Consider the following 22,429-nt stretch of genomic DNA (forward strand, 5'->3'; position numbering starts at 1 on the left):
CCTTCTTCTGTTTTGCTTAGGCTTGCGGCCCGAGGTTTATCGTTAATGTGCGGCGGCAGAGGTAGCCGGGCCCTGTTCTGATGCTGTGAAATCTGGCACTGAATCGTTCAACTGTCCAGATAGCGAAAATTTGTGTGATGTACATCACGTAAAGATAGGGGGTGAGGCATTCAATGAGGTGATCTGAATCACAAAAATGGTGCGCAAAAAAAAGACGATGGCGAAAAATGACGCAAAAAACACCCCTTTCTGTGATTGACATCACATTTTGCTTTCGTGTGTTTGTTTCTGGATTGTGACTGATTTCACAAAATATTTTTATGCAGATTTCTCTGACTGCGATCGGCATCAGGATGGCAAAGCGCGACACGTAAAGCTAAAAAACCACTTTTGATGTGTGGTATGGCGAAAAGCTAAAAGGTGGATTACGCTCATATTGTAAGGTTAAGTCTATTATTATTCAGGATATATTTTGACACGCTTATAAACTTGCATGGAGATATTATAAAAACCCATACTCCCCGGCTCTGGAAATAATAAGCACCTCCCTGTGTTTATAAAAATTAATTAGGTTGCGTACCGTTTTATTAATTTAATGAGTTGACGTTGTTTAAGTGAGGAGAATATGTTTCTCAACTATTTCGCGCTGGGCGTATTGATTTTTGTATTTCTGGTTCTTTTTTACGGAATCATCGCCATTCATGACATCCCTTACAATATGGCCAAAAAGCGTAACCACCCACATGCCGATGCGATTCATACGGCAGGGTGGATTAGCCTGTTTACGCTCCATGCCATCTGGCCGTTCCTGTGGATTTGGGCCACGCTGTACCGTGAAGACCGCGGCTGGGGCATGCAGAACCACATCACAAAGCCTGACGAGGTTCCGGGCATGGATGCGCTCGCCAAACGCGTGGCGGAACTCGAACAAAAGCTGGCGGCAGCACAGCCAGCTGCTGATAAGAACACGCTGGAGCGCTAATCATGGATCTGTTGATTATTTTGACCTATGTGGCATTTGCCTGGGTGATTTTTAAAATATTCCGTATTCCGGTAAACCAGTGGACGCTTGCCACCGCGACTTTAGGCGGCGTGTTTATTGTTGCCGGACTTATTCTGCTCATGAACTATAACCACCCGTATACCTTTACGGCGCAAAAAGCGGTTATTTCTATTCCGATTACGCCGCAGGTGACTGGCGTGGTCAGTGAAGTGACCGATAAAAATAACCAGCTCATTAAAAAAGGCGAAGTGTTATTTAAATTGGATCCAGGCCGCTACCAGGCGCGCGTCGACAGACTCCAGGCCGACCTGGTGACCGCGACGCACAACATCGATAATCTGAAAGCGCAGCTGGTGGAAGCCGTCGCCAATACCACGCGCGTCTCCGCCGAGCGCGATCGCCTGTACAAAGATTATCAGCGCTACCTGAAAGGCAGCCAGGCGAAGGTGAATCCGTTCTCTGAAAGCGATATCGACAACGCGCGGCAGAATTACCTGGCACAGGATGCGCTGGTGAAAGGCTCCGTTGCTGAACAGGTGCAGATTCAAAGCCAGTTAGACAGCATGGTGAACGGCGAACAGTCGCAGATTGCCTCCCTGCGCGCCCAGCTTGCTGAAGCCAAATACAACCTGGATCAGACCGTGGTGCGTGCGCCCAGCAATGGCTATATCACCCAGGTGCTGATTCGTCCGGGGACCTATGCCGCCGCGCTGCCCCTGCGTCCGGTGATGGTCTTTATTCCTGAGCAGAAGCGCCAGATCGTGGCTCAGTTCCGTCAGAACTCGCTGCTGCGCCTGAAGCCGGGCGATGAAGCGGAAGTGGTGTTCAACGCGCTGCCGGGCCAGGTGTTCACCGGCAAGCTCACCAGCGTTCTGCCGGTGGTGCCAGGCGGGTCGTATCAGGCACAGGGTGCGCTGCAGGCACTGACGGTCGTGCCGGGTACTGATGGCGTACAGGCGCTGATTGAGCTGGAGCCTAACGCCGACGTCGATGCGCTGCCAGACGGTATTTACGCCCAGGTGGCCGTCTATTCGGACCATTTCGCCCACGTGTCGGTCATGCGTAAAGTGTTGCTGCGTATGACCAGCTGGATGCACTACCTCTATCTCGATCACTAATCCCTCCAGGGCAGGAATGCGACGCGCATACCTGCCCTTTTTTCATCGCTTGATCCATACTGACTTTTTTCCGGCATCAAGGATCAGGCAATGAAACTCATCGGTAGCTATACCAGTCCCTTCGTGCGAAAGATCTCAATTCTCCTGCTGGAGAAAGGGATTGAATTTGAATTCATCAATGAACAGCCTTACAACGCCGAAAACGGCGTCGCGCAGTACAACCCGCTGGGGAAAGTCCCGGCGCTGGTGACGGACGAGGGTGAATATTGGTTCGATTCCCCGATTATTGCGGAGTATATCGAGCTGCTGGGCGTTGCCCCGGCAATGCTTCCGGCTGACCCCAAAGCGGCGCTGGCGGTGAAGCAAATTGAAGCCCTGGCCGATGGCATTATGGATGCGGCTCTCACCTCGGTGCGCGAACAGGCAAGGCCCGCCGCCCAGCAGTCAGAAAACGAACTGCTGCGCCAGCGGGAAAAAATCAGCCGCAGCCTGGACCGGTGCGAACAGCTTATCCGGGACGGAAAGATCCAAACCGACGACCTGAACCTGGCGACGATCGCCATCGCCTGCGCTATTGGCTATCTCAACTTCCGCCGCGTTTCCCCCGGCTGGTGCGTTGATCGTCCGCTGCTGGTAAAACTTGCCGACACGCTATTTAGCCGCGAGAGCTTTGCCCGTACAGAACCGCCAAAGGCTTGATGCGGGTTATAACACTTCGCTGCGGGAGGCGGTACAATCTCTCTACATGTTAACTCCCTCTCCCGTCGGGAGGGGGGAAGATATTTACTCGCCAGGCGCTTTCATGACTACTCATCATTCGCTGTACAGCCAGATCCCCGCGACCGACCGTCTCCTTCGCGAGCCCCGCATTCATGCTGCCGTTGAGCGTTTCGGTCATACCGCGACGGTTGAGATGCTACGTCTGCTTCAGGACGAAGCCCGATGCGCGATTCAGTCAGAAAACGCTTTGCCCGACTGGTGCGCAGCGTGGGAGCAGGAAGTTGAGCACCGGCTGGGTGAGAAAGCGCAAAGCGCGTTACGCCAGGTGATTAACCTGACGGGAACCGTCCTGCATACCAACCTGGGCCGCGCGCAGCAGGCGGAAGAGGCTATCGCGGCGGTCGGGCAGGCCATGCGCTCGCCTGTGACGCTGGAGTACGATCTGGACGGTGCCGGGCGCGGGCACCGCGATCGCGCGCTGGCGGAGCTGCTGTGCCAGCTGACCGGCGCGGAAGATGCCTGCATTGTAAATAACAACGCTGCGGCAGTGCTGCTGATGCTGGCGGCTACCGCTAGCGGCAAAGAGGTGGTGGTTTCCCGCGGCGAGCTGGTGGAGATTGGCGGGGCGTTTCGCATCCCGGACGTGATGCGCCAGGCGGGCTGCACGCTGCATGAAGTGGGCACCACTAACCGTACGCATGCGAAAGATTATCGCGCGGCGGTGAATGAAAATACCGCCCTGCTGATGAAGGTCCACACCAGCAATTACCATATTGAAGGCTTCACCAAAACGGTTGAAGAGGCCGAGCTGGCGGCGATTGGGCGCGAGCTTAATGTACCGGTGATTGCCGATCTCGGCAGCGGTTCGCTGGTCGATTTGAGCCTTTACGGGCTGCCAAAAGAGCCGATGCCGCAAGAGATGATTGCGGCGGGCGTCAGCCTGGTGAGCTTTTCCGGCGACAAACTGCTGGGCGGGCCGCAGGCCGGGATTATCGTAGGCAAGCGCGAGCTGATTGCGAAGCTGCAGCAGCACCCGCTCAAGCGCGCCCTGCGTGCCGATAAAATGACCCTTGCCGCGCTGGACGCGACGCTGCGTATCTATCTGCATCCGGAGAAGCTGGCCGAGAGCCTGCCCACGCTGCGCCTGTTAACCCGCGATGCCGCCTCGATTCGCGCCCAAGCCGAGTTACTGCTGCCGCACGTAGCCCCGCATTACCCCGATTTTGACGTGCGCATTGAACCTTGCCAGTCGCAGATTGGCAGCGGTTCGCTGCCGGTGGACAGGCTGCCGAGCGAGGCGCTTACGTTCACCCCGCGCGACGGGCGCGGCAGCCGCCTTGATGCCCTGTCGTCACGCTGGCGTGGTCTGCCGACGCCGGTTATCGGGCGGATTTACGACGGCCGAATGTGGCTGGATCTGCGCTGCCTTGAAGATGAAGAGCGATTTCTGGAGATGTTGTTGAAATGATTATTGCCACCGCCGGTCACGTCGACCACGGAAAAACCACGTTGCTGCAGGCGATTACCGGCGTAAACGCCGACCGCCTGCCGGAAGAAAAAAAGCGCGGCATGACCATCGATCTGGGCTATGCCTACTGGCCCCAGCCCGATGGCCGCGTTCTGGGTTTTATTGATGTACCGGGGCATGAAAAGTTTCTGTCCAACATGCTGGCGGGTGTGGGCGGAATCGATCATGCCCTGCTGGTGGTGGCCTGTGATGATGGCGTCATGGCGCAAACCCGCGAGCATCTTGCGATCCTGCAGCTGACCGGCAACCCGCAGCTGACCGTGGCGCTAACCAAAGCCGATCGCGTGGATGACGCGCGCGTCAGCGAGGTGCGCGAAACGGTACAGGCAACCTTGCGGGAATATGGCTTTGCCGATGCTACGCTTTTTGTCACCGTGGCGACAGAAGGGCGAGGTATCGACGAACTTCGCCACCATTTACAGCAGCTTTCATCACGTGACCACGCCAGCCATCACCGTTTCCGTCTGGCCATTGACCGGGCCTTTACCGTGAAAGGTTCGGGCCTGGTGGTCACCGGTACGGCGCTCAGCGGCGAAGTGAAGGTCGGCGATAGCTTATGGCTGACGGGCGTTAACAAACCGATGCGCGTGCGCGGCCTGCATGCGCAAAACCAGCCCGCGGAGCAGGCCCACGCCGGGCAGCGAATCGCGCTTAACATTGCCGGGGATGCGGAAAAAGAGCAGCTTAGCCGCGGCGACTGGCTGCTGGCCGATGCGCCACCCGAACCGTCTGAACGCGTCATTGTCTCCCTGCAGACGCACGCGCCGCTGACCCAGTGGCAGCCGCTGCATATCCACCACGCGGCCAGCCATATCACCGGGCGGGTGTCGCTGCTGGAGAACGACCTTGCCGAACTGGTTTTCGATTCGCCGCTCTGGCTGGCAGACAACGATCGTCTGGTACTGCGTGATATTTCAGCGCGCGAAACGCTGGCCGGGGCGCGGGTGGTGGTGCTTAACCCACCGCGGCGCGGCAAGCGTAAACCTGAATATCTGCAGTGGCTGGCGGAGCTGGCGCAGGCCAGAGAAGATAGCGTCGCGCTGCGGGTGCATCTTGAGCGCGGTGCGGTGAGTCTTAAGGATTTTGCATGGGCACGCCAGCTGAGCGGGGAAGGCTTACGCCAGCTGACCCAGCAGCCGGGCTTTATTCAGGCCGGCAACAGCCTGCTCAATGCCCCGGTTGCGGCAAACTGGCAGCGCAAAATACTGAACACGCTCGCAACCTACCATGAACAGCATCAGGATGAGCCTGGCCCGGGTCGTGAACGTCTGCGACGCATGGCGCTGCCGATGGAAGACGATGCGCTGGTGCTGCTGCTGATTGAGAACATGCGCGAAAGCGGGGCGATCAAAAGCCACCACGGCTGGCTGCATCTGCCGGATCACAAGGCCGGGTTCACCGCAGAGCAAGAGGCTGTATGGCAAAAAGTGGCCCCGCTGTTTGGCGATGAGCCGTGGTGGGTTCGCGATCTGGCTCGCGAAACGAACGCCGACGAGCAGGTAATGCGTCAGGTTCTGCGCCATGCGGCGCAGCAGGGGCTGATAGTCGCGATCGTGAAAGATCGTTATTACCGTAACGATCGGATTGTTGCGTTTGCGAACCTGATCCGCGAACTGGATCAGGCGCGGGGCTCTACCTGCGCCGCCGATTTCCGCGACCGGCTGAACGTGGGCCGCAAGCTGGCAATTCAGATCCTGGAGTATTTCAACCGCATCGGCTTTACCCGCCGTCGCGGTAACGATCATGTCCTGCGAGATTCGCTGTTATTTCCTGAAACTCCGTGACCCCCGTCGTAAACACCGTTACCGGCTGGCGAGAAAATCGCCAGCCGGAACTACCCTTGTTGTACATCAACAGCAAGGAGACGGTCATGACAAACAATCCTCCCTCATCGCGTATCCAGCCCGGCGAGTATGGTTTTCCCCTCAAGCTGAAGCCCCGTTATGACAACTTTATTGGCGGCGACTGGGTCGCGCCCGTCGACGGCGGATACTATTCCAACCTGACCCCCGTTACCGGCCAGCCGCTGTGTGAAATAGCCAGTTCCGGCAAGCGTGATATCGACCTCGCGCTGGATGCTGCGCACAAAGCGAAAGATAAATGGGCCCATACCTCCGTTCAGGACCGCGCGGCCATTTTGTTCAAAATTGCCGACCGGATGGAGCAAAATCTGGAGCTGCTGGCAACGGCAGAAACCTGGGATAACGGCAAGCCGATCCGGGAAACGATGGCGGCAGACGTGCCGCTGGCTATTGACCATTTCCGCTATTTTGCCTCCTGCATTCGCGCTCAGGAGGGCGGGATCAGCGAGGTAGACAGCGACACCGTGGCGTATCACTTCCATGAACCGCTGGGCGTCGTCGGGCAAATTATTCCGTGGAACTTCCCGCTGCTGATGGCGAGCTGGAAAATGGCGCCGGCGCTGGCCGCCGGAAACTGTATTGTGCTTAAACCGGCCCGTCTGACTCCGCTCTCGGTTCTGCTGCTGATGGAAATCGTCGGCGATCTGCTGCCCCCGGGCGTGATTAACGTGGTCAACGGCGCGGGCGGTGAGATAGGCGAATATCTGGCCACCTCAAAACGTATCGCCAAAGTGGCGTTTACCGGCTCGACGGAAGTGGGTCAGCAGATCATGCAGTACGCCACGCAGAACATTATTCCGGTGACCCTGGAGCTGGGGGGGAAATCCCCGAACATCTTCTTCGCGGACGTAATGGAGGAAGAGGATGCCTTCTTCGATAAAGCGCTGGAAGGGTTTGCGCTGTTTGCGTTTAACCAGGGCGAAGTCTGTACCTGCCCAAGCCGCGCGCTGGTGCAGGAGTCCATCTATGAGCGCTTTATGGAGCGCGCCATTCGCCGCGTGGAGTCTATCCGCAGCGGTAATCCGCTCGATAACGTCACGCAGATGGGCGCGCAGGTCTCGCACGGACAGCTGGAGACTATCCTCAACTACATCGACATCGGCAAGAAAGAGGGCGCGGATATTCTGACCGGCGGTCGCCGTAAAGTGCTGGGAGGGGATCTGCAGGAAGGGTACTACCTTGAGCCGACGATCCTGTTCGGTCAGAACAACATGCGCGTTTTCCAGGAGGAAATTTTCGGACCGGTGCTGGCTGTGACCACCTTCAAAACGATGGAGGAGGCGCTGGAAATTGCCAACGACACGCCGTATGGCCTGGGGGCGGGCGTCTGGAGCCGCAACGGTAATCTGGCCTATAAAATGGGAAGGGGCATACAGGCCGGACGCGTCTGGACCAACTGCTACCACGCCTATCCGGCGCACGCGGCATTTGGGGGTTATAAGCAGTCGGGCATCGGGCGTGAAACCCACAAGATGATGCTGGAGCATTACCAGCAGACGAAATGTCTGCTGGTCAGCTACTCTGATAAACCGCTGGGGCTGTTCTAATCGCCCAGCTCAGGCCGTCCATGGGCGGCCTGAGCAATTTGCTGGCGCAGGCAGTTCAGTACGCCATCCAGGACGTATTGCACGCGCCAGGGCTGATATTCCCGTTTGCGGAAGATGGCGGTCAGATCGAGCCACCACTCCTCCTGATGCGGGAAGCAGGGGACCAGCATGCCTTTTGTTAATTCTTTTTTCAGACTCTCTTTGGGCGCAAATACAATTCCAAGATGATTTCTTGCCAGCTCAAGGGCGGTCTGCGTATTGTCGCAAATATAATTCCCGGTTACCCGGTAATCATAAACGTTATCACTGCCGTGCACGCGGAAGCGCCAGATGTTTGCCTCATCGACCAGCATGGAATCAATGAGGATACATGAGTGGTTAATTAAATCTTCAGGTCCTGTTAAAGGATGTTTATTTAAATACTCAACGGTTGCAAATGCCGTGACGGAATATTTTGTCAACACGCTGGCAACCAGGCTTTCATCTTTCGGCTGTGCATAGGTAATTAAAATATCGCAGTCGTCCGGAAAGGAAACACCTTCTGAAAATTCATTACGGTCCAGGTTGTAGGTTTTCAGGGAGATGCGAATGTCGCCAATGTCCTCAATCTGATGGATCACGTGTCGGGCAAGATAGGTCACGATACCTGTTGGGGCGTAGATCGTGACTTTTCCACGCTTTTCATGCTTATAATCCGCAATAAAATTAACAAGTTGACTGTTCTTATCCAGCGTGGCATTCACGTAAGGGAGTAACGCTTCGCCAAACTGGGTAAGGGCCAGCTGGCGAGTGGTACGCTCGAATACCTTGAGCCCAACCCGCGTTTCAAAATCAGACAGATATTTACTGACGTTGGCCTGCGCCATGCCCAGCAGGGCGGCAGCATCACCAATGCTGTGGGTTGCGGCGATGACGGAAATAATTTTTAATTCGCGTGGCTTTAGCTGTAATTTACTCATCATGCGCACCCATCTATATGATTTTATATATAATATTATATAAACCGCAGCGTTGCATTGGCAAATTTGTAACCATTATTATTCGCCTCGCTTGTTTGGCATTTAAATGGATTACATGTAATGACTATTAAATACAATTTACTCATCGCTGCCACGTTATTTGCAACATCCTCTGCAATGGCCGGTGACTTTTCACTTGGAGCGGGGGCAGTATTTAATGAGTCTCCTTACAAAGGATATAATGAAAATACCAGTGCAGTACCGTTAATTAGCTACGAAGGCGACAGATTCTATGTTCGCCAGACCACGGGCGGATGGATCCTGTGGAAAGACGCAAAAAATGAGTTCAGCCTGACCGCATCGTGGATGCCGCTGCATTTTGATCCTGATGATAACGACGACCATCAGATGAAGCAGCTGGACGAGCGCAAAGCGTCTGCCTTCCTCGGCGGCGCCTACTACCGCCACGAAAGCTGGGGCTCTCTGAAAGTGGCCGTCTCTGGCGACGCGATGGATGAAAGCGGCGGCGTGATGGGCGAAGTATCGTACTTCCGTCCAATCAGGATGGAACGCCTGACCCTGACGCCATCGGTCGGGATTTTCTACAGCGACGAAAGCTATAACGACTACTACTACGGCGTATCCGGCAGCGAGTCTCGCCGCTCGGGTATGGATGAATACACCGCCGGCGACAGCTGGACGCCATACGTTGGCCTGGCCGCCAAATATCAGTTAACCCAGAAGCTGTACCTTAACGCCAGCGCGGTCTATACCGTATTACCTGACGACGTGAAGAACAGCCCGATGATCGACCGTGACGACAGCTTCGCGCTGATGACCGGCCTGACCTGGCGCTTCTGATGGGGTAAAGCCGGGTGGCGGCTTCGCCTTACCCGGCCTACGATCTGTAAAGTGCATCACTGGCCGTAGTAGGCATTTGCCCCGTGCTTGCGCAGATAATGCTTGTCGAGCAGCTCCTGCTGCATAACCGGAAGCTGTGGCGCGAGCTGGCGAGAGAACAGGCCCATATAGGCGCACTCTTCCAGCACGACGGCATTGTGGACCGCATCGGCAGCGTCTTTACCCCAGGCGAACGGGCCGTGAGAGTGAACCAGCACCGCCGGGATTTGCATCGGACTGAGATCGCGCTCCTCGAAGGTTTTGATGATGACTTCACCCGTCTGGTATTCGTACTCCCCTGCAATCTCGGTCGTGGTCATCAGGCGCGTGCAGGGTATTGGCCCGTAGAAATAGTCGGCGTGCGTAGTGCCCCACGCCGGTAAATCCAGCCCCGCCTGCGACCAGATAGTGGCGTGGCGGGAATGGGTGTGTACGATGCCGCCAATCTCCGGGTAACGGCGGTACAGTGCAAGGTGGGTCGGCGTGTCTGATGAGGGTTTCTTGCTGCCTTCGACCACCTCACCGGTGGCGATATTCACCACCACCATATCCTTTGCCGTCATCACCTCGTATTCCACGCCGGAGGGCTTGATGACCATCATGCCGCTTTCCCGGTCGACCGCGCTGACGTTGCCCCAGGTAAACGTCACCAGCTGGTGGGCAGGCAGCGCCAGGTTTGCCGCCAGCACCTCGTCTTTGAGTTCTTCTAACACGTCATGCCTCCTTCCTGCATACGGGCTTCAATCCATCGGCGCGCCTGGATAATCTCCAGCACCGGCTCTTTTGCTTTTTCAGTCCACATTTCAATCAGAAACGCGCCGCGATAGTTCAGCTGATTGAGCGTGTTAAACACGCCAACAAAATCGACGCAGCCCTCGCCAAACGGCACGTCGCGGAACTGGCCGGGGCTTTGCTCGGTCACGGGTTGGGTATCTTTCAGGTGGATCGCGGCGATGCGGTCAATGCCCAGCGTCAGCTCGGCGGTGACGTCGTTGCCCCACGCGCTCAGGTTGCCGACGTCCGGGTAAACGCTGAACCACGGCGAGGCGAGCATGTCGTCCCACTTTTTCCATTTGCTGATGGAGTTCATAAACGCGGTATCCATGATCTCCACCGCCAGCATCACCTGCGCGGCAGCGGCTTGCTCGACGGCCCACGCCAGCCCTTCGGCAAAGCGCAGCTGCGTGCCCTCGTCGTGCTCTTCGTAGTACACGTCATAACCCGCAAGCTGAATGGTGCGAATGCCTAAATCACGCGCCAGCTTAATGGCCTTCGTCATGATCTCGCGGGCGCGCTCGCGCACGGTTTCATCCCGGCTGCCAAACGGGAAGCGACGGTGGGCAGATAAACACATGGAGGGGATTGCCACACCGGTCTCCAGCATCGCTTCAACCAGCGAAGCGCGCTGCGTGGTGCTCCACTCGAGGCGCGATAAGCGATCGTCGGTCTCGTCGACAGACATCTCAACAAAATCGAACCCGCAGCTTTTCGCCAGAACCAGGCGCTCGGGCCAGGAGAGATCTTTTGGCAGCGCTTTTTCATAGATACCTAACGGATGCTGACGCATGATTACGCTCCCCAGATGTCGCAGATTTGCGCGTGGAATGCCTGTGCCACCTGCGGTGGGTTGGCGGCTCCTGCCAGCGCGCGTCCGGCAATGAAGGCTTTAACGTTGATCTGCTTAAACAGCGGCAGGTCGGCGGGAGTGATGCCACCGGTCACCGAGAGCTGCAAACCGATGTCGGAGAGCGCTTTCATTTTCGCGAGATCCGCCTCACCCCACTGCTGACCGCTGGCCTGCGCATCGCGCCCGCGGTGATAAATGGCCTGCTTCACGCCGATGCGGTGCCAGTCACGCGCGTCGTCCAGCGTCCAGTTGCCAAAGAGCTCCATCTGGATTTCACCCCCGCAGCGCAGCGCCACCTCGTGGCCTCGTTCCACGGTGGCCAGCGGCGCGGCGCAGATGATGGTCATCCAGTTCGCGCCTGCGCCAAATGCCTGTTCAGCCAGCGTTTCTCCGGCATCGGCGACTTTCCAGTCCGCCACGACGATCTTATCCGGGCACTGCTCGCGCAGGGCGCGCACGGCGTTCAGCCCTTCGGTCAGGCACAAAATGGTGCCCGCTTCGACGATATCGACGTGTTCTGAAAGCGTCGCGACATCGCGCTGGGCGGCCTGAAGCGAGGTGTGGTCGAGCGCCAGCTGCAGTAATGGTCTGCTCATAGGTCGTACTCCTTAATACGGGCGTGGTAGCCCTGCAATGCTGAAATCAGTAACTGGTAGCGGTGATATTTGCGCTGATAGGCCGCATGGGCGCGCATATCGGGCTCGATGACCCGGATGTCATGCTTAAGCGCGCGCTGCGCCGCGTGGAAGTCGGTGAAAGCGCCGGTGCCAACCATCGCGGCCAGCGCGGCGCCGGAACAGCCCGTCTCTTCCACCTGCGGCAGTTCAATGGCCAGCCCGCTGACGTCTGCGAGCATTTGCATCCACACGTCAGAATGGGTTGGGCCACCCGTCACGCGCAGGGTATGAACGTGGGTAAAACGTTCAAGCATGCGGTTGAGGTGGGTCATATGGCTAAATACCACGCCCTCATAAACCGCCTGCAGCAGGTGCGCGCGGGTATGCAGCGCCTGCATGCCGTAGAAACCGCTGGTCATCTCCAGCCCGGCGTTGCTGCCGTAGAGGAACGGCAGGAAGAGCAGATCGCTTTCGGCTTTCGGCAGGCTGGCCACGGCGCGGTTGATTTCGCTGAACGGCATGTCGCCCCACTGCGCGGTCAGCCATTCAAGGTTGCCGGAAGAGGTGGGGCTGGCTTCGTGGACGATGTACTGCTGCGGGTGAACGTAACGTCCATAGACATACGGAAACGGTTCGTTGTCCCGAAGTGCATTGGCAATCCCGCTGGTGACGGCCCAGGTGCCCATCACGGCGTTCAGCGTATGTTCGTCGTGCAGTCCGGCACAGATCGCGGTGGAAACCACATCAAACAGTCCGCCAACGACAGGCGTACCCGCCGCGAGACCGGTAAGCGCGGCTGCCTGAGCGGTGATTTCCCCGCAGATTTCTGCTGAACCGACAATCGGCGACAGTGCGTCATCAATCTCGCTGATACCGAGCCAGCGCGTAAGCTGCGGGTCATACTGGCCGGTATTCATGTTGTAGAGATTGGACTCGGAGATGTTGCTCTCTTCGCAGCCCTTCACGCCGGTCAGACACCAGCGCAGATAGTCGTGCGCCATCATCACGCAGCCAATGTGCTGATAACGCTGCGGCTCGTTCTCTTTGACCCAGCGCAGAAGCGAGGCCGGATGCCCGGTCCAAAGCGTCTGGCGCGTATGCGGGTAGAGTTTTTCGGGGATACCGTCCTGCTGCCAGCGCTGCACAATGTCCAGTGCCCGGCGGTCAGAGGAGAGGATGGCGTTGCCCAGCGGTTGGTCCTGTTTATCAAGCAGAAACAGTCCTTTGCCCTGAGCTGAAATACCGACACCTTTGATCTGTTTTCCGTTTACCCCTGAATTTTTGAGCAGCAAGGCGACGGTCGCGTGGCAGTGCTGCCATAGCTGATGCATATCCCGCTCGGCGTAGCCCGCTCGCGGGCTGAGCGTGGCAACGGAGCGGCGTTCGATACTGACCTCTTTGCCCTGGCTGTTGTATAAACCGGCTTTCAGATAAGTACCGCCACAATCGATACCCAGCCAGTAGGGCTCTTTTTCACTCATCTTCTTCTCGCTTATTCGCCGGGTGGCGCTTCGCTTACCCGGCCTACGGTTTGGTTTAGTGGGGTAGGTGAGGGCATCAGGCCGCACGCTTGTGTGGGGTCACCGTGGGATTAGGCTCTGCGCCGGCATCGCATTTTGCCGGCAATAGCAGGGCCAGCAGCGACGCCAGCGCCAGAGAGACCGCCAGGCAGTAAACGCCCGCATCTTTGCTGTACAGGGTGATCAGCACGCCTACGGCATAAGGGCCACAGAACCCACCGAGGTTCCCCAGGGCGTTGATCACGCCGCGCGCACCGCCCGCCATTTCGGCGCTGAACAGACGCGCCGGAATGGTCCAGAACACGCCCGCGGCGGATTGCAGGAAGAAGCCGCAGCCCACCAGTGCGGCATAGGCCAGCCAGGTGTTGGCTTTCAGCGCCACGGAGAGGAACATGCAGAGCGCGAAGCCAATCAACGGCAGGGAGACAAACAGCTTGCGCTTGCCGGTGCGGTCAGAGAGCGTGGAGAACAGGAACATGCCCGCAATGGCGCCGATGTAAGGCAGAATGGCGAGCATACCCACCTGGCCGATGCTGGTATGCGTCAGTTCCTTCAGGATGGTGGGCAGCCAAAGGGTGTAACCGTAAATCCCGGTCTGATAGAAGAAGTTCAGGGCGATCAGCTGCCACATGGTTTTGTCAGACAGCACTGCGCTGAGCGAGGCATTTTTCACCTCTTTTCCGGCGATGGCCTGCTGTTCCTCCGCCAGCGTTTGCACCAGATAGTTTTTCTCGGCGTCTGAGATCCAGCGGGCTTCCTGCGGACGGTCATAAACGGTGAATGCCCAGAGCACCAGCACCACAACGGACATCAGCCCTTCAATAATGAACAGCCAGCGCCAGTCGAGTGCGGTAATAATCCAGCCCGACAGCGGGGCGGTGATGATCCCTGCGATGGGCACAAACATGATCACGATGGCGTTGGCGCGGCCGCGCTCGGCGTCCGGGAACCAGTTGCTGATCATCGTGAGCACAACGGGCAGCATCCCGCCTTCCGCCACGCCGAGCAAAAAACGCAGCACCAGAAGCTGATACTGATTAGTGACAAGCCCGGTCAGCACCGAGATCACCGCCCAGGCGACCAGCGACCAGCCGATAAACTTCTTGCCGCTGCCGTGCACGGCAATCTTGCCGCCGGGAACCTGCAGGAACAGATAGCCGATAAAGAATATGCCACCCGCCAGGCCTGCCATCGTCGCGGTAATACCTAATTCCTCATCCATACCACCCGGCATCGCAAACGCGATATTCACGCGGTCCATATATGAAATAATGCAGGCAATAAGAATGGGAGGAATGATTCTTAGCCAGCGCTGACGCGGAATATCCGCATGTAAGGCTTGAGTAGACGTATTCATATTTAATTTCTCAGTGTAGGTAACCGGAATAAGGTTTTTTTATTGTTATTGTGTTGCTTTTTTCATGGCGCTAATGCCGTCGCGCAAAATAGCGATGCGGTGGCTGACGTCAGCATTAGCATTTATTTCCAGTAACTTAATACCGGAGAATTTCAATGTTGCGGCGCTCGCCGCAGTAAAGAGTGATTTTGCATGTTCAGTGGACATCAAACTGTCAGTGCAGAACGAAGAAAACGGCGCGTGCAGATCCTGCCATTCTCCGTATTCGCCGCTGGTGGTCGTACCCGAAAACATCAAGGCCCCCAGCTTTCCGGCGTTGAGCGCGGCCTGAACATGTTCAAGCGGGAGGGTGGTATTACGCCCTTCAATGGCCGAGCGCGCCCAGTTGATGCAGACGCTGATATCCGTTCCTTTCACCACCTCCAGCACCTGCTCCAGGGGTAAAAATCCCTTACGCGGCGCGGATCCCGTCATGGCGTCGCAGTGTTCCAGCACCAGATCGCAGGACCAGTCCCAGCCCGCGATTTCACGGATGGAACGGGCGAACGCCTCGGTAGCCTGCTCAACTGAAGCATTGTCCGCCTGCGGCGCGGCCTGCATCTCCAGGGCAATGACTTTCCCGGGAAAACGGGCGTTAACGGCAGCAATCTTCTGATGCAGATGGCGGTAAAATTCGACGCTGGCTTTACGCTGATCTTCATCGGCGGAGGCCAGGCCAAACGCACCGTTTGTGCCGCGGCGGCGCATGGTTTCCATCACGGCGGTTACCACGATTTGCCATTCACCCGGCGTATGGCGGAACAGCCATTCATCACCATAAGGATGGAGATGTTCAAGGCAGGGTTGTTCCAGCCCGCGAATGTGTGGCGTGTCAGAAAGTTCCCGCCAGAAGGTTTGTTCTTCTTGTTCCCCTTTCTGGTGAAACGAGGGTGCGCAGGGGTACGCACCAATAATAAAACCGGTATTGGTCATTTCGCGTTCCTGTATTTATACCCGTCATACTTCAAGTTGCATGTGCGTTGGCTGCGCTCGTTCACCCCAGTCACTTACTTATGTAAGCTCCTGGAGATTCACTCTCTTGCCGCCTTCCTGCAACTTGAATTATTTAGGGTATATCAGAAAATTAATCTAATTCGCTGATTGCCACTTTCACCACAATTTTACGAATTGTGGTTTCCTTGTTTTTAATACAGGCAGGACGGTGTACATCCTGCGGGAAAAATATGGCATAACTGCCGGGTATCATTTCGATAAACGATTCGCGTTCGCTGTCGTGATAAAAAATAATATCCCGCTGTTCCAGTAATGATTCGCTGATTTCGTTATTGCCGGTATCAATGGCGATACCGATTTTTTCTTCACCCCAGGCCAGAAACTGTATATCCAGATAACGGCGATGCACTTCCGGGCGATTCTCGTGCTGTTCCCGGGTGGTGAGATCCAGCACCTGGGCAAAGATGTTGCGTCCCTCAATTTCAACGACACCCGGCTTGAGCATGCTGAAATCCGTGGTACGCAGAAAATCTAACGCTTTTTCAATCGCCCGCGGCAGGCGACACGGATTTGGCTGTGAAATATGTCCGAATATCATGGCCTACTCCTTACAGAGACTGGATTTTCGCCCACACGCTGTCATCAACCGTGATGCCGTTGCGGCGGTTCTCTTCAAGCAAACGGGTGAACTCATGCCCCGGCAGACGAACGGCGACATTGTCATCAGCGCGTTCGGCGGTGGTGATGAAGTCCATGATGCGCTGCAGTTTGGCATCGCGGGTCGGGGCGTCGATCAGGCGATCGACCTCGATGGCGATAAAGATCTGAGATACGCCGTATTCGTCACTGTTGTCCTGCGTGACTTCCGCGACGGAAGCGCCGTTGGAAAGCAGGGTGGCGATCATGTCGAGCACGATGGATAAACCTGAACCTTTCCAGTAACCCATTGGCAGAATCCGGCGGTTTTTCTCAATCACGCCGGGCTCTCTGGTGAGATTGCCTTCGTCGTCAAAGCCGCCGTCTACCGGCAGCTCGCGCCCGGCCAGGCGATTCACTTCCAGCATGCCGTAGGAGAACATCGACATCGACATATCGACCATGGTGATCGGGCTGGTGGGAATGGCGACGATCAGCGGGTTGGTGCCGATGCAGCACTCTTTTGATCCCCACGCGGGCATGACGGCAATGGAGTTGGTCCAGCAAATGCCGATGTAGCCCTTCTCCGCCGCCTGCCAGCCGTAGCTGCCGCCGCGCATCCAGTGGTTAGCGTTACGCAGTGCCACCAGACCAATGCCGTGATCGGAGGCCAGCTCGGTGGCGCGATCCATCATCTTTTTCGCCGTCAGGTTGCCAATGGATCGCTGGGCGTCCCACTGTTCGATAGCCCCTAATGTCGTCACCCGTTTGGGCTGGGCGTCAGGAATGATATCGCCGGCATCAAGCTGCTGAATAAAGCGCGGGAAGCGGTTGACGCCATGTGAATAGACGCCGGATTCCGTGGTGCGGGCAAACATTTCCGCGCAGGCATCTGCGGTATCCGCGTTGACGCCGCGATCGAGCAGAACCCGATTGAACGCCGCTTTCAACTCTTCGAAGGTCACTTTCATCCCTGTTCTCCTGTTCTTTTAAGGGCAAGTGCGAGTGCTTTTTTATCGCTAAATTTCACTATGCGAAATCTGATTTCAAATATAGCGATCAAATTTTGCCAGATCAACGACATTCATGTTTTTCAAAATCGATTAAAATCAAACGGTTGTGTTTTTTCTGTTGAGATCGTGAACTGAACCACACTTTGCGCTACCATCAGGGCGCGATAAAAAGGAGCCATTTAATGAGCATGAAAGAGAGCGAAATGACGCAAGAAAAAGAGAGGCCAGCAGGTAGCCAGAGCTTGTTTCGCGGCCTGATGCTGATTGAGATCCTCAGTAACTATCCGAACGGGTGTCCGCTTGCGCATTTATCGGAACTGGCGGGGCTGAATAAGAGCACCGTGCACCGGCTGTTGCAGGGATTGCAGTCGTGCGGGTACGTTACGCCGGCACCCGCGGCGGGTAGCTATCGCCTGACCACCAAATTTATCGCCGTCGGGCAAAAGGCGCTGTCGTCGCTCAATATCATCCACGTGGCGGCACCGCACCTTGAAGCGCTGAATATTGCCACTGGCGAAACGGTGAACTTTTCCAGCCGGGAAGACGACCACGCCATCCTGATTTATAAGCTTGAACCGACAACCGGTATGCTGCGCACGCGTGCCTATATCGGTCAGCATATGCCGCTCTACTGCTCTGCGATGGGCAAAATCTACATGGCGTTTGGTCATCAAGATTATGTGGCGAGCTACTGGGAAAGCCATCAGGAACAGATCCAACCTTTGACGCGCAACACCATCACTGAGCTGAGCGCCATGTACGATGAGCTGGCGGAAATTCGCGATCGCAGCATGGCGATGGACAAAGAAGAGAACGAGCTGGGCGTCTCCTGCATTGCCGTGCCGGTCTTTGATATCCACGGCCGCGTGCCGTATGCGATCTCTATATCGCTATCAACGTCGCGCATGAAGCAGGTGGGTGAGAAAAACTTACTCAAGCCGCTGCGCGAAACGGCAGAGGCTATCTCAAAAGAGCTGGGTTTTAACGTGCGCGAGGCGTAACACATGAACCGATTTATCATGGCGGAGGCGGAAAAATGCATAGGGTGCCGCACCTGTGAAGTGGCCTGTGCGGTGTCGCATCAGGATGCCGTCTCCGCAAATGCCTTTACGCCCCGCCTTCGGGTGGTTAAGGGAAGTTCATACACGACGGCAGTGGGTTGCCATCAGTGCGAGGATGCGCCGTGTGCCAACGTTTGCCCAACCCATGCCATTCGCCGCACGGCAGGCGCCTGGCTCGTTGAGCAGGCGCGCTGTATTGGGTGCAAAAGCTGTATGGTGGCGTGTCCGTTTGGGGCAATGCAGGTTCGGCTGGAGGGAAACAGGGCGCACGCGCTGAAATGTGATTTGTGCATGCATCGCGAAGGCGGACCGGCCTGTGTGGAAGCCTGCCCAACCCACGCGTTGCGCTGTGTTGACCCCGCCAGACTACGCGCCGAGCGGCAACGACATCTGGCGTAAGGCTTTACTAACCGTCTTCGCGCCAGGCTTTCTCGATTTCTTCAGCCAGAATTTTGACGCCCGCTTCGATTTTTTCCGGATCGGGCACGTAGTTCATGCGCATGCACTGGTGTGTATGCGGCCACGGCTTATCCAGACCCGGGAAGAAGTAGTCGCCCGGCACCATCAGCACGCCGCGCTTTTTCAGGCGCTGGTAGAGCAGTTCGGTGGTGATAGGCAAATCCTTAAACCACAGCCACAGGAAAATCGCCCCTTCAGGTTTGTGGATCAGGCAGCGTTCTTCCGGTAAGTAGCGGCGAAGTGTCGCAATCGTCTCCTGAACGCGCTGGTAATAGAAAGGTTTAATCACGTCATTCGACAGACGCAGCAGGTCGTTGCGTTTGATCATTTCGCACATCATCGCCGGGCCAATGCCGCCCGGTGAAAGGCTGATAATGCCGTTCATATTGGTAATGGCGGTGATGATTTTCTCATTGGCGATGATGATGCCGCAGCGGCTGCCCGGCAGACCCAGCTTAGAGAGGCTCATGCACAGGACAATGTTCGGGTTCCACAGCGGGCGTGCTTCGCTGAAGATAATGCCCGGGAACGGCACGCCGTAGGCGTTATCGATCACCAGCGGAATGCCGTGCTGATTCGCCAGCGCATCCAGCTTCATTAGCTCGTCGTCGGTGATCACGTTGCCCGTTGGGTTCGTCGGTCGTGATACGCAGATCATACCCGTCTCTTCACCAATATGCAGGTGTTCAAAATCGACGTGATATTTGAACTGCCCTTCCGGCAGCAGCTCAATATTCGGGCGCGCGGAGACGAACAGATCCTCTTCCAGGCCGGAATCGGCATAGCCGATATACTCCGGGGCCAGCGGGAACAGCACTTTTTTGGTGGTGCCGTCGGCGCGACGTCCAGCGAACAGATTAAACAAGTAGAAAAACGCGCTCTGGCTGCCGTTTGTCAGTGCAATATTCTGTGGTTCGATATCCCAGCCCAGCTCTTTACGCAGCATTTCGGCGAGGAGTGCCAGCAGTTCGGTTTTACCCTGCGGGCCGTCGTAGTTGCAAAGCGCATCGGTTGCTTTGCCGCTTTCCAGCATCTGAGCGAGCAGGGTCTGGAAATAGGTATTCATCTCCGGGATTTGAGCCGGGTTTCCGCCGCCGAGCATGATTGCGCCCGGTGTGCGCAGCCCGTCGTTGAGGTCCTCCATCAGGCGAGTAATGCCTGAATGGCGGGTAAATTTGTCGCCGAAAAGTGAAAACGTCATAGCAGGTGATCTGTCGAGCTTATTTTGAAAGTGGGTAACCATAACGCTAGCACCGTGTTGGTGCAAATCGGGTGGTGTGGTCGGATTTGTCGTTTTATAGGGTGGGAAAGGGTTTATTCAGTGAATTGTTCTGGTGTATTTTCCCCTCACCCTAACCCTCTCCCCACAGGGGAGAGGGACAGCACGGAGCCGTCTTCTCTCCCTCGCCCCTTTGGGGAGAGGGCCGGGGTGAGGGGTGTGGTCTATTGATTACCTGCCCATACCACCATCACCTTATCGCCATTGTGCTCGCGCACGAAGCCATACCCCTCTTTCAGCGACAGCGTAGTTTGTTTGCCTTCACCTATCGCGGGATGTCGGGCGCGGAACTGACCCAGCGTCTGCCAGTGGGCGACAGTTAAGGCCTGTTTGCCCGTCACGTCCTGCCAGTTCATATCCGAGCGGGTGCCCTGCAGCGGGTCGGACCCCGTCGGGCCGAACGGGCGTTCAGATTCATCCCCGTAATAGATTTGTACGCTACCCGGCGCTAACAGAAGCAGCTCGGCCGCGCGCTGGCCGCCTTCGCGGAACAGGCGCGTGTCATGCGAAGAGAGGTAGCTCAGGACGTTGAAGCTTTGCAGCTTTTCCGCCATCTGCTGCCACGTGAGGTCGATATCGGCCAGGCAATTGACCGCTTTTGCCGCCTGCTCCTGATAGTCAAAGTTGATCATCGCATCAAAACCGTGGCGGTAATAATCGCTCTGCATGACCCCGTGGCCCCAGGATTCGCCGGTCATCCAGAATGGCGCGTTATCGAGCTTTTTGTCCGGGTTCGCACCTTTCCAGGCGGCGAGCGCCTGGCTTGCCTGGTCTTTTAACTGCTGCCATGCCGCAAGCTCAACGTGCTTCGCGGTATCTACCCGGAAACCGTCGATGCCGTAGTCACGTACCCACTGGCTGAGCCAGTGGGTCAGGTAATCGCGCGGGGTATATCCCGGAATAACTTTCGCATGGGAATCGGACTTGTGATGATAGAAGTTAGGTAACCCGGAAGGCGCGGTGGATTCCGTTTTGAGATCGGGTAAGAATGCCAGCGACATGGTTAAATCATCGAAGCCCGGGTTGTCGTAATCGCCAATGTCGGTGCGGATCCACTTTTTACCCCACCATTTTTCCCATGCGGCTTTGTCGCTAAAGTTAATGTAGTCGTTAAAGCTGTGCCAGCTTTGGCCTGCGCCCGGCTTCCAGTCCGTCCAGCGTTCTCCCAGCGTTTTTTTGAGCTCATCGCCCTGCAGGTACAAGGCGCCAAACTGATACTCCTGCATGTCCGCAAGCGTTGCGTAGCCCGTGTGGTTCATCACGATGTCAAACAGGATGCGGATGCCGCGTTTATGCGCTTCGTCAACAAGATGGCGTAAATCCTCTTCGGTCCCCATATTGGCGTCGAGCGTCGTCCAGTCCTGAGTGTAATAGCCGTGATAGGCGTAGTGCGGGAAATCCCCTTTGGTTCCACCACCAACCCAGCCGTGGATCTGCTCAAGCGGAGAGCTTATCCAGAGGGCGTTCACGCCCAGCTGCTGTAAATAATCGAGCTTGCCGGCAAGTCCCTTAAGATCGCCACCGTGGAATGTGCCGATCTCCTGCATACCGTCTTTATGACGGCCATAGCTGTTGTCGTTGCCAGGATCGCCATTGACATAACGGTCGGTCAGCACGAAATAGACGGTGGCGTTTTGCCAGCTAAACGGCGCAGGTTTGTCGGTTTCGGCGCGCTCAAGCAGCAGCAGGCCGTTACTGTTGGCGGCTGGCTGCAGGGTGATTTTTCCATTCTGCACCGTCGCCGTCTGTTTACTGTAGTAGTCGCGCACCGCGGAGCCTTCCGGGAAGGTATGACTGACGTCCAGCGCCAGCGGTTTACCGTCCCACTTCGGGCACTGGCGGATAACGTTTGCTACCGGCTGTTCTGCGGCGCTCTGGATGGTCAGCAGCAGGGTGGGCGTGCCGGAGCGGGTATCAATCCGCATCTGGTATTCACCGTCGCGGAAAAGGCGCCACTGCGGTGGCGTGGCGTCACAGGGTTTGAGCGACAGCATCTCATTGAGTTTTATCGCTTCTGAGGGCTGCCAGCACGTGTTGTCAAAACTCACGGTCAAAGGACGCGTACCCTTCGCAAGCTTTGCCTGGCTGGTGAAAATCCCCGTGCCTTCGGGGCTGAATGCAGTAAATCCTGGTGATGACCAGTCTGCATGTGCCAGTGCGGGTAACATCAGAAAGGCTATTGCGGTGCGTTTCATTCCATTTTCCTGTCGCGGCATTTTTAACCAGTTTG

General features: G+C 56.6%; 20 protein-coding genes. 9 read left to right on the plus strand and 11 right to left on the minus strand.

Features of this window, described 5'->3' with window-relative positions; translation table 11 throughout:
* The first annotated feature begins 625 nt into the window (after positions 1-625).
* The 6 genes from ACWHWP_RS01035 to aldB all read left to right on the plus strand — a co-directional run bounded on the left by ACWHWP_RS01035 (position 626) and on the right by aldB (position 7,778).
* Positions 626-982: a DUF3302 domain-containing protein gene (locus ACWHWP_RS01035; protein WP_032644441.1), complete on the plus strand. Its 357-nt coding sequence runs from the start codon at positions 626-628 to the stop codon at positions 980-982.
* 2 nt (positions 983-984) lie between these two features.
* A complete protein-coding gene (locus ACWHWP_RS01040) occupies positions 985-2,121 on the plus strand; it encodes an HlyD family secretion protein (protein ID WP_063957910.1) in 1,137 nt (378 codons plus the stop codon).
* A 90-nt stretch (positions 2,122-2,211) separates the two neighbouring features.
* Positions 2,212-2,820: a glutathione S-transferase gene (locus tag ACWHWP_RS01045; protein WP_059311829.1), complete on the plus strand. Its 609-nt coding sequence runs from the start codon at positions 2,212-2,214 to the stop codon at positions 2,818-2,820.
* A 103-nt stretch (positions 2,821-2,923) separates the two neighbouring features.
* A complete protein-coding gene (gene selA, locus ACWHWP_RS01050) occupies positions 2,924-4,309 on the plus strand; it encodes an L-seryl-tRNA(Sec) selenium transferase (RefSeq protein ID WP_063957909.1) in 1,386 nt (461 codons plus the stop codon).
* On the plus strand, positions 4,306-6,153 hold the full coding sequence (gene selB / locus ACWHWP_RS01055) for a selenocysteine-specific translation elongation factor (protein ID WP_063957908.1): 1,848 nt from the start codon (positions 4,306-4,308) through the stop codon (positions 6,151-6,153). The genes selA and selB overlap by 4 nt, the downstream gene beginning before the upstream one ends.
* A gap of 86 nt (positions 6,154-6,239) precedes the next feature.
* On the plus strand, positions 6,240-7,778 hold the full coding sequence (gene aldB / locus ACWHWP_RS01060) for an aldehyde dehydrogenase AldB (protein WP_063957907.1): 1,539 nt from the start codon (positions 6,240-6,242) through the stop codon (positions 7,776-7,778).
* On the opposite strand, the gene ACWHWP_RS01065 is transcribed toward aldB, so the two are convergent.
* On the minus strand, positions 7,775-8,740 hold the full coding sequence (locus ACWHWP_RS01065; RefSeq protein ID WP_059311826.1) for a LysR family transcriptional regulator: 966 nt from the start codon (positions 8,738-8,740) through the stop codon (positions 7,775-7,777). The genes aldB and ACWHWP_RS01065 overlap by 4 nt on opposite strands.
* 117 nt (positions 8,741-8,857) lie before the next feature.
* Here ACWHWP_RS01065 and ACWHWP_RS01070 point away from each other — a divergent pair, with 117 nt between their 5' ends.
* Positions 8,858-9,598, plus strand: a complete 741-nt coding sequence (locus tag ACWHWP_RS01070; protein WP_063957906.1) for a MipA/OmpV family protein — start codon at positions 8,858-8,860, stop codon at positions 9,596-9,598.
* Between the two features lie 56 nt (positions 9,599-9,654).
* Here ACWHWP_RS01070 and araD read toward each other — a convergent pair whose 3' ends face one another.
* The 8 genes from araD to yiaK form a co-directional block, all read right to left on the minus strand.
* Positions 9,655-10,350: an L-ribulose-5-phosphate 4-epimerase gene (araD, locus tag ACWHWP_RS01075; RefSeq protein ID WP_063957905.1), complete on the minus strand. Its 696-nt coding sequence runs from the start codon at positions 10,348-10,350 to the stop codon at positions 9,655-9,657.
* Complete coding sequence (locus ACWHWP_RS01080) at positions 10,344-11,204, minus strand: L-ribulose-5-phosphate 3-epimerase (protein WP_447854919.1); 861 nt, start codon at positions 11,202-11,204, stop codon at positions 10,344-10,346. Before ACWHWP_RS01080 ends, araD begins: the two co-directional genes overlap by 7 nt.
* 2 nt (positions 11,205-11,206) lie before the next feature.
* The gene (gene ulaD, locus ACWHWP_RS01085; RefSeq protein ID WP_447854920.1) at positions 11,207-11,860 is read right to left on the minus strand and encodes a 3-keto-L-gulonate-6-phosphate decarboxylase UlaD; all 654 of its coding nucleotides are present in this window, start codon (positions 11,858-11,860) and stop codon (positions 11,207-11,209) included.
* Positions 11,857-13,362 carry an FGGY-family carbohydrate kinase gene (locus ACWHWP_RS01090; RefSeq protein WP_059311818.1) on the minus strand — a complete coding sequence of 502 codons (1,506 nt, stop codon included), beginning with the start codon at positions 13,360-13,362 and terminating at the stop codon, positions 11,857-11,859. Before ACWHWP_RS01090 ends, ulaD begins: the two co-directional genes overlap by 4 nt.
* Before the next feature lie 76 nt (positions 13,363-13,438).
* Positions 13,439-14,758: an MFS transporter gene (locus ACWHWP_RS01095; protein ID WP_447854921.1), complete on the minus strand. Its 1,320-nt coding sequence runs from the start codon at positions 14,756-14,758 to the stop codon at positions 13,439-13,441.
* A 45-nt stretch (positions 14,759-14,803) separates the two neighbouring features.
* The gene (locus ACWHWP_RS01100) at positions 14,804-15,730 is read right to left on the minus strand and encodes a DUF4862 family protein (protein WP_447854922.1); all 927 of its coding nucleotides are present in this window, start codon (positions 15,728-15,730) and stop codon (positions 14,804-14,806) included.
* A gap of 151 nt (positions 15,731-15,881) precedes the next feature.
* Positions 15,882-16,349: a YhcH/YjgK/YiaL family protein gene (locus tag ACWHWP_RS01105; protein ID WP_059311816.1), complete on the minus strand. Its 468-nt coding sequence runs from the start codon at positions 16,347-16,349 to the stop codon at positions 15,882-15,884.
* A gap of 10 nt (positions 16,350-16,359) precedes the next feature.
* The gene (gene yiaK, locus ACWHWP_RS01110) at positions 16,360-17,358 is read right to left on the minus strand and encodes a 3-dehydro-L-gulonate 2-dehydrogenase (protein ID WP_047347617.1); all 999 of its coding nucleotides are present in this window, start codon (positions 17,356-17,358) and stop codon (positions 16,360-16,362) included.
* Between the two features lie 224 nt (positions 17,359-17,582).
* Between yiaK and yiaJ the strand changes: the two genes are divergently transcribed.
* Complete coding sequence (yiaJ, locus tag ACWHWP_RS01115) at positions 17,583-18,401, plus strand: IclR family transcriptional regulator YiaJ (protein WP_021242452.1); 819 nt, start codon at positions 17,583-17,585, stop codon at positions 18,399-18,401.
* A gap of 3 nt (positions 18,402-18,404) precedes the next feature.
* Complete coding sequence (locus ACWHWP_RS01120; protein ID WP_447854923.1) at positions 18,405-18,860, plus strand: 4Fe-4S dicluster domain-containing protein; 456 nt, start codon at positions 18,405-18,407, stop codon at positions 18,858-18,860.
* 7 nt (positions 18,861-18,867) lie between these two features.
* Here ACWHWP_RS01120 and avtA read toward each other — a convergent pair whose 3' ends face one another.
* Positions 18,868-20,121: a valine--pyruvate transaminase gene (gene avtA, locus ACWHWP_RS01125; RefSeq protein ID WP_047347618.1), complete on the minus strand. Its 1,254-nt coding sequence runs from the start codon at positions 20,119-20,121 to the stop codon at positions 18,868-18,870.
* A gap of 242 nt (positions 20,122-20,363) precedes the next feature.
* A complete protein-coding gene (locus tag ACWHWP_RS01130; RefSeq protein WP_447854924.1) occupies positions 20,364-22,394 on the minus strand; it encodes an alpha-amylase in 2,031 nt (676 codons plus the stop codon).
* Between the last annotated feature and the right edge of the window lie 35 nt (positions 22,395-22,429).

The sequence above is a fragment of the Enterobacter sp. WI-ESBL-E8 genome (assembly GCF_053364895.1).

Bases quoted from the DNA above. Each gene is read 5' to 3' on its own strand.
- ulaD (WP_447854920.1), bottom strand. From the start codon at position 11,860: ATGAGCAGACCATTACTGCAGCTGGCGCTCGACCACACCTCGCTTCAG.
- ACWHWP_RS01100 (WP_447854922.1), bottom strand. From the start codon at position 15,730: ATGACCAATACCGGTTTTATTATTGGTGCGTACCCCTGCGCACCCTCG.
- ACWHWP_RS01095 (WP_447854921.1), bottom strand. From the start codon at position 14,758: ATGAATACGTCTACTCAAGCCTTACATGCGGATATTCCGCGTCAGCGC.
- aldB (WP_063957907.1), top strand. From the start codon at position 6,240: ATGACAAACAATCCTCCCTCATCGCGTATCCAGCCCGGCGAGTATGGT.
- ACWHWP_RS01105 (WP_059311816.1), bottom strand. From the start codon at position 16,349: ATGATATTCGGACATATTTCACAGCCAAATCCGTGTCGCCTGCCGCGG.
- ACWHWP_RS01040 (WP_063957910.1), top strand. From the start codon at position 985: ATGGATCTGTTGATTATTTTGACCTATGTGGCATTTGCCTGGGTGATT.
- ACWHWP_RS01090 (WP_059311818.1), bottom strand. From the start codon at position 13,362: ATGAGTGAAAAAGAGCCCTACTGGCTGGGTATCGATTGTGGCGGTACT.
- ACWHWP_RS01035 (WP_032644441.1), top strand. From the start codon at position 626: ATGTTTCTCAACTATTTCGCGCTGGGCGTATTGATTTTTGTATTTCTG.
- yiaK (WP_047347617.1), bottom strand. From the start codon at position 17,358: ATGAAAGTGACCTTCGAAGAGTTGAAAGCGGCGTTCAATCGGGTTCTG.
- yiaJ (WP_021242452.1), top strand. From the start codon at position 17,583: ATGAGCATGAAAGAGAGCGAAATGACGCAAGAAAAAGAGAGGCCAGCA.
- selA (WP_063957909.1), top strand. From the start codon at position 2,924: ATGACTACTCATCATTCGCTGTACAGCCAGATCCCCGCGACCGACCGT.
- ACWHWP_RS01130 (WP_447854924.1), bottom strand. From the start codon at position 22,394: ATGAAACGCACCGCAATAGCCTTTCTGATGTTACCCGCACTGGCACAT.
- ACWHWP_RS01120 (WP_447854923.1), top strand. From the start codon at position 18,405: ATGAACCGATTTATCATGGCGGAGGCGGAAAAATGCATAGGGTGCCGC.
- ACWHWP_RS01080 (WP_447854919.1), bottom strand. From the start codon at position 11,204: ATGCGTCAGCATCCGTTAGGTATCTATGAAAAAGCGCTGCCAAAAGAT.
- ACWHWP_RS01065 (WP_059311826.1), bottom strand. From the start codon at position 8,740: ATGATGAGTAAATTACAGCTAAAGCCACGCGAATTAAAAATTATTTCC.
- selB (WP_063957908.1), top strand. From the start codon at position 4,306: ATGATTATTGCCACCGCCGGTCACGTCGACCACGGAAAAACCACGTTG.
- ACWHWP_RS01070 (WP_063957906.1), top strand. From the start codon at position 8,858: ATGACTATTAAATACAATTTACTCATCGCTGCCACGTTATTTGCAACA.
- avtA (WP_047347618.1), bottom strand. From the start codon at position 20,121: ATGACGTTTTCACTTTTCGGCGACAAATTTACCCGCCATTCAGGCATT.
- ACWHWP_RS01045 (WP_059311829.1), top strand. From the start codon at position 2,212: ATGAAACTCATCGGTAGCTATACCAGTCCCTTCGTGCGAAAGATCTCA.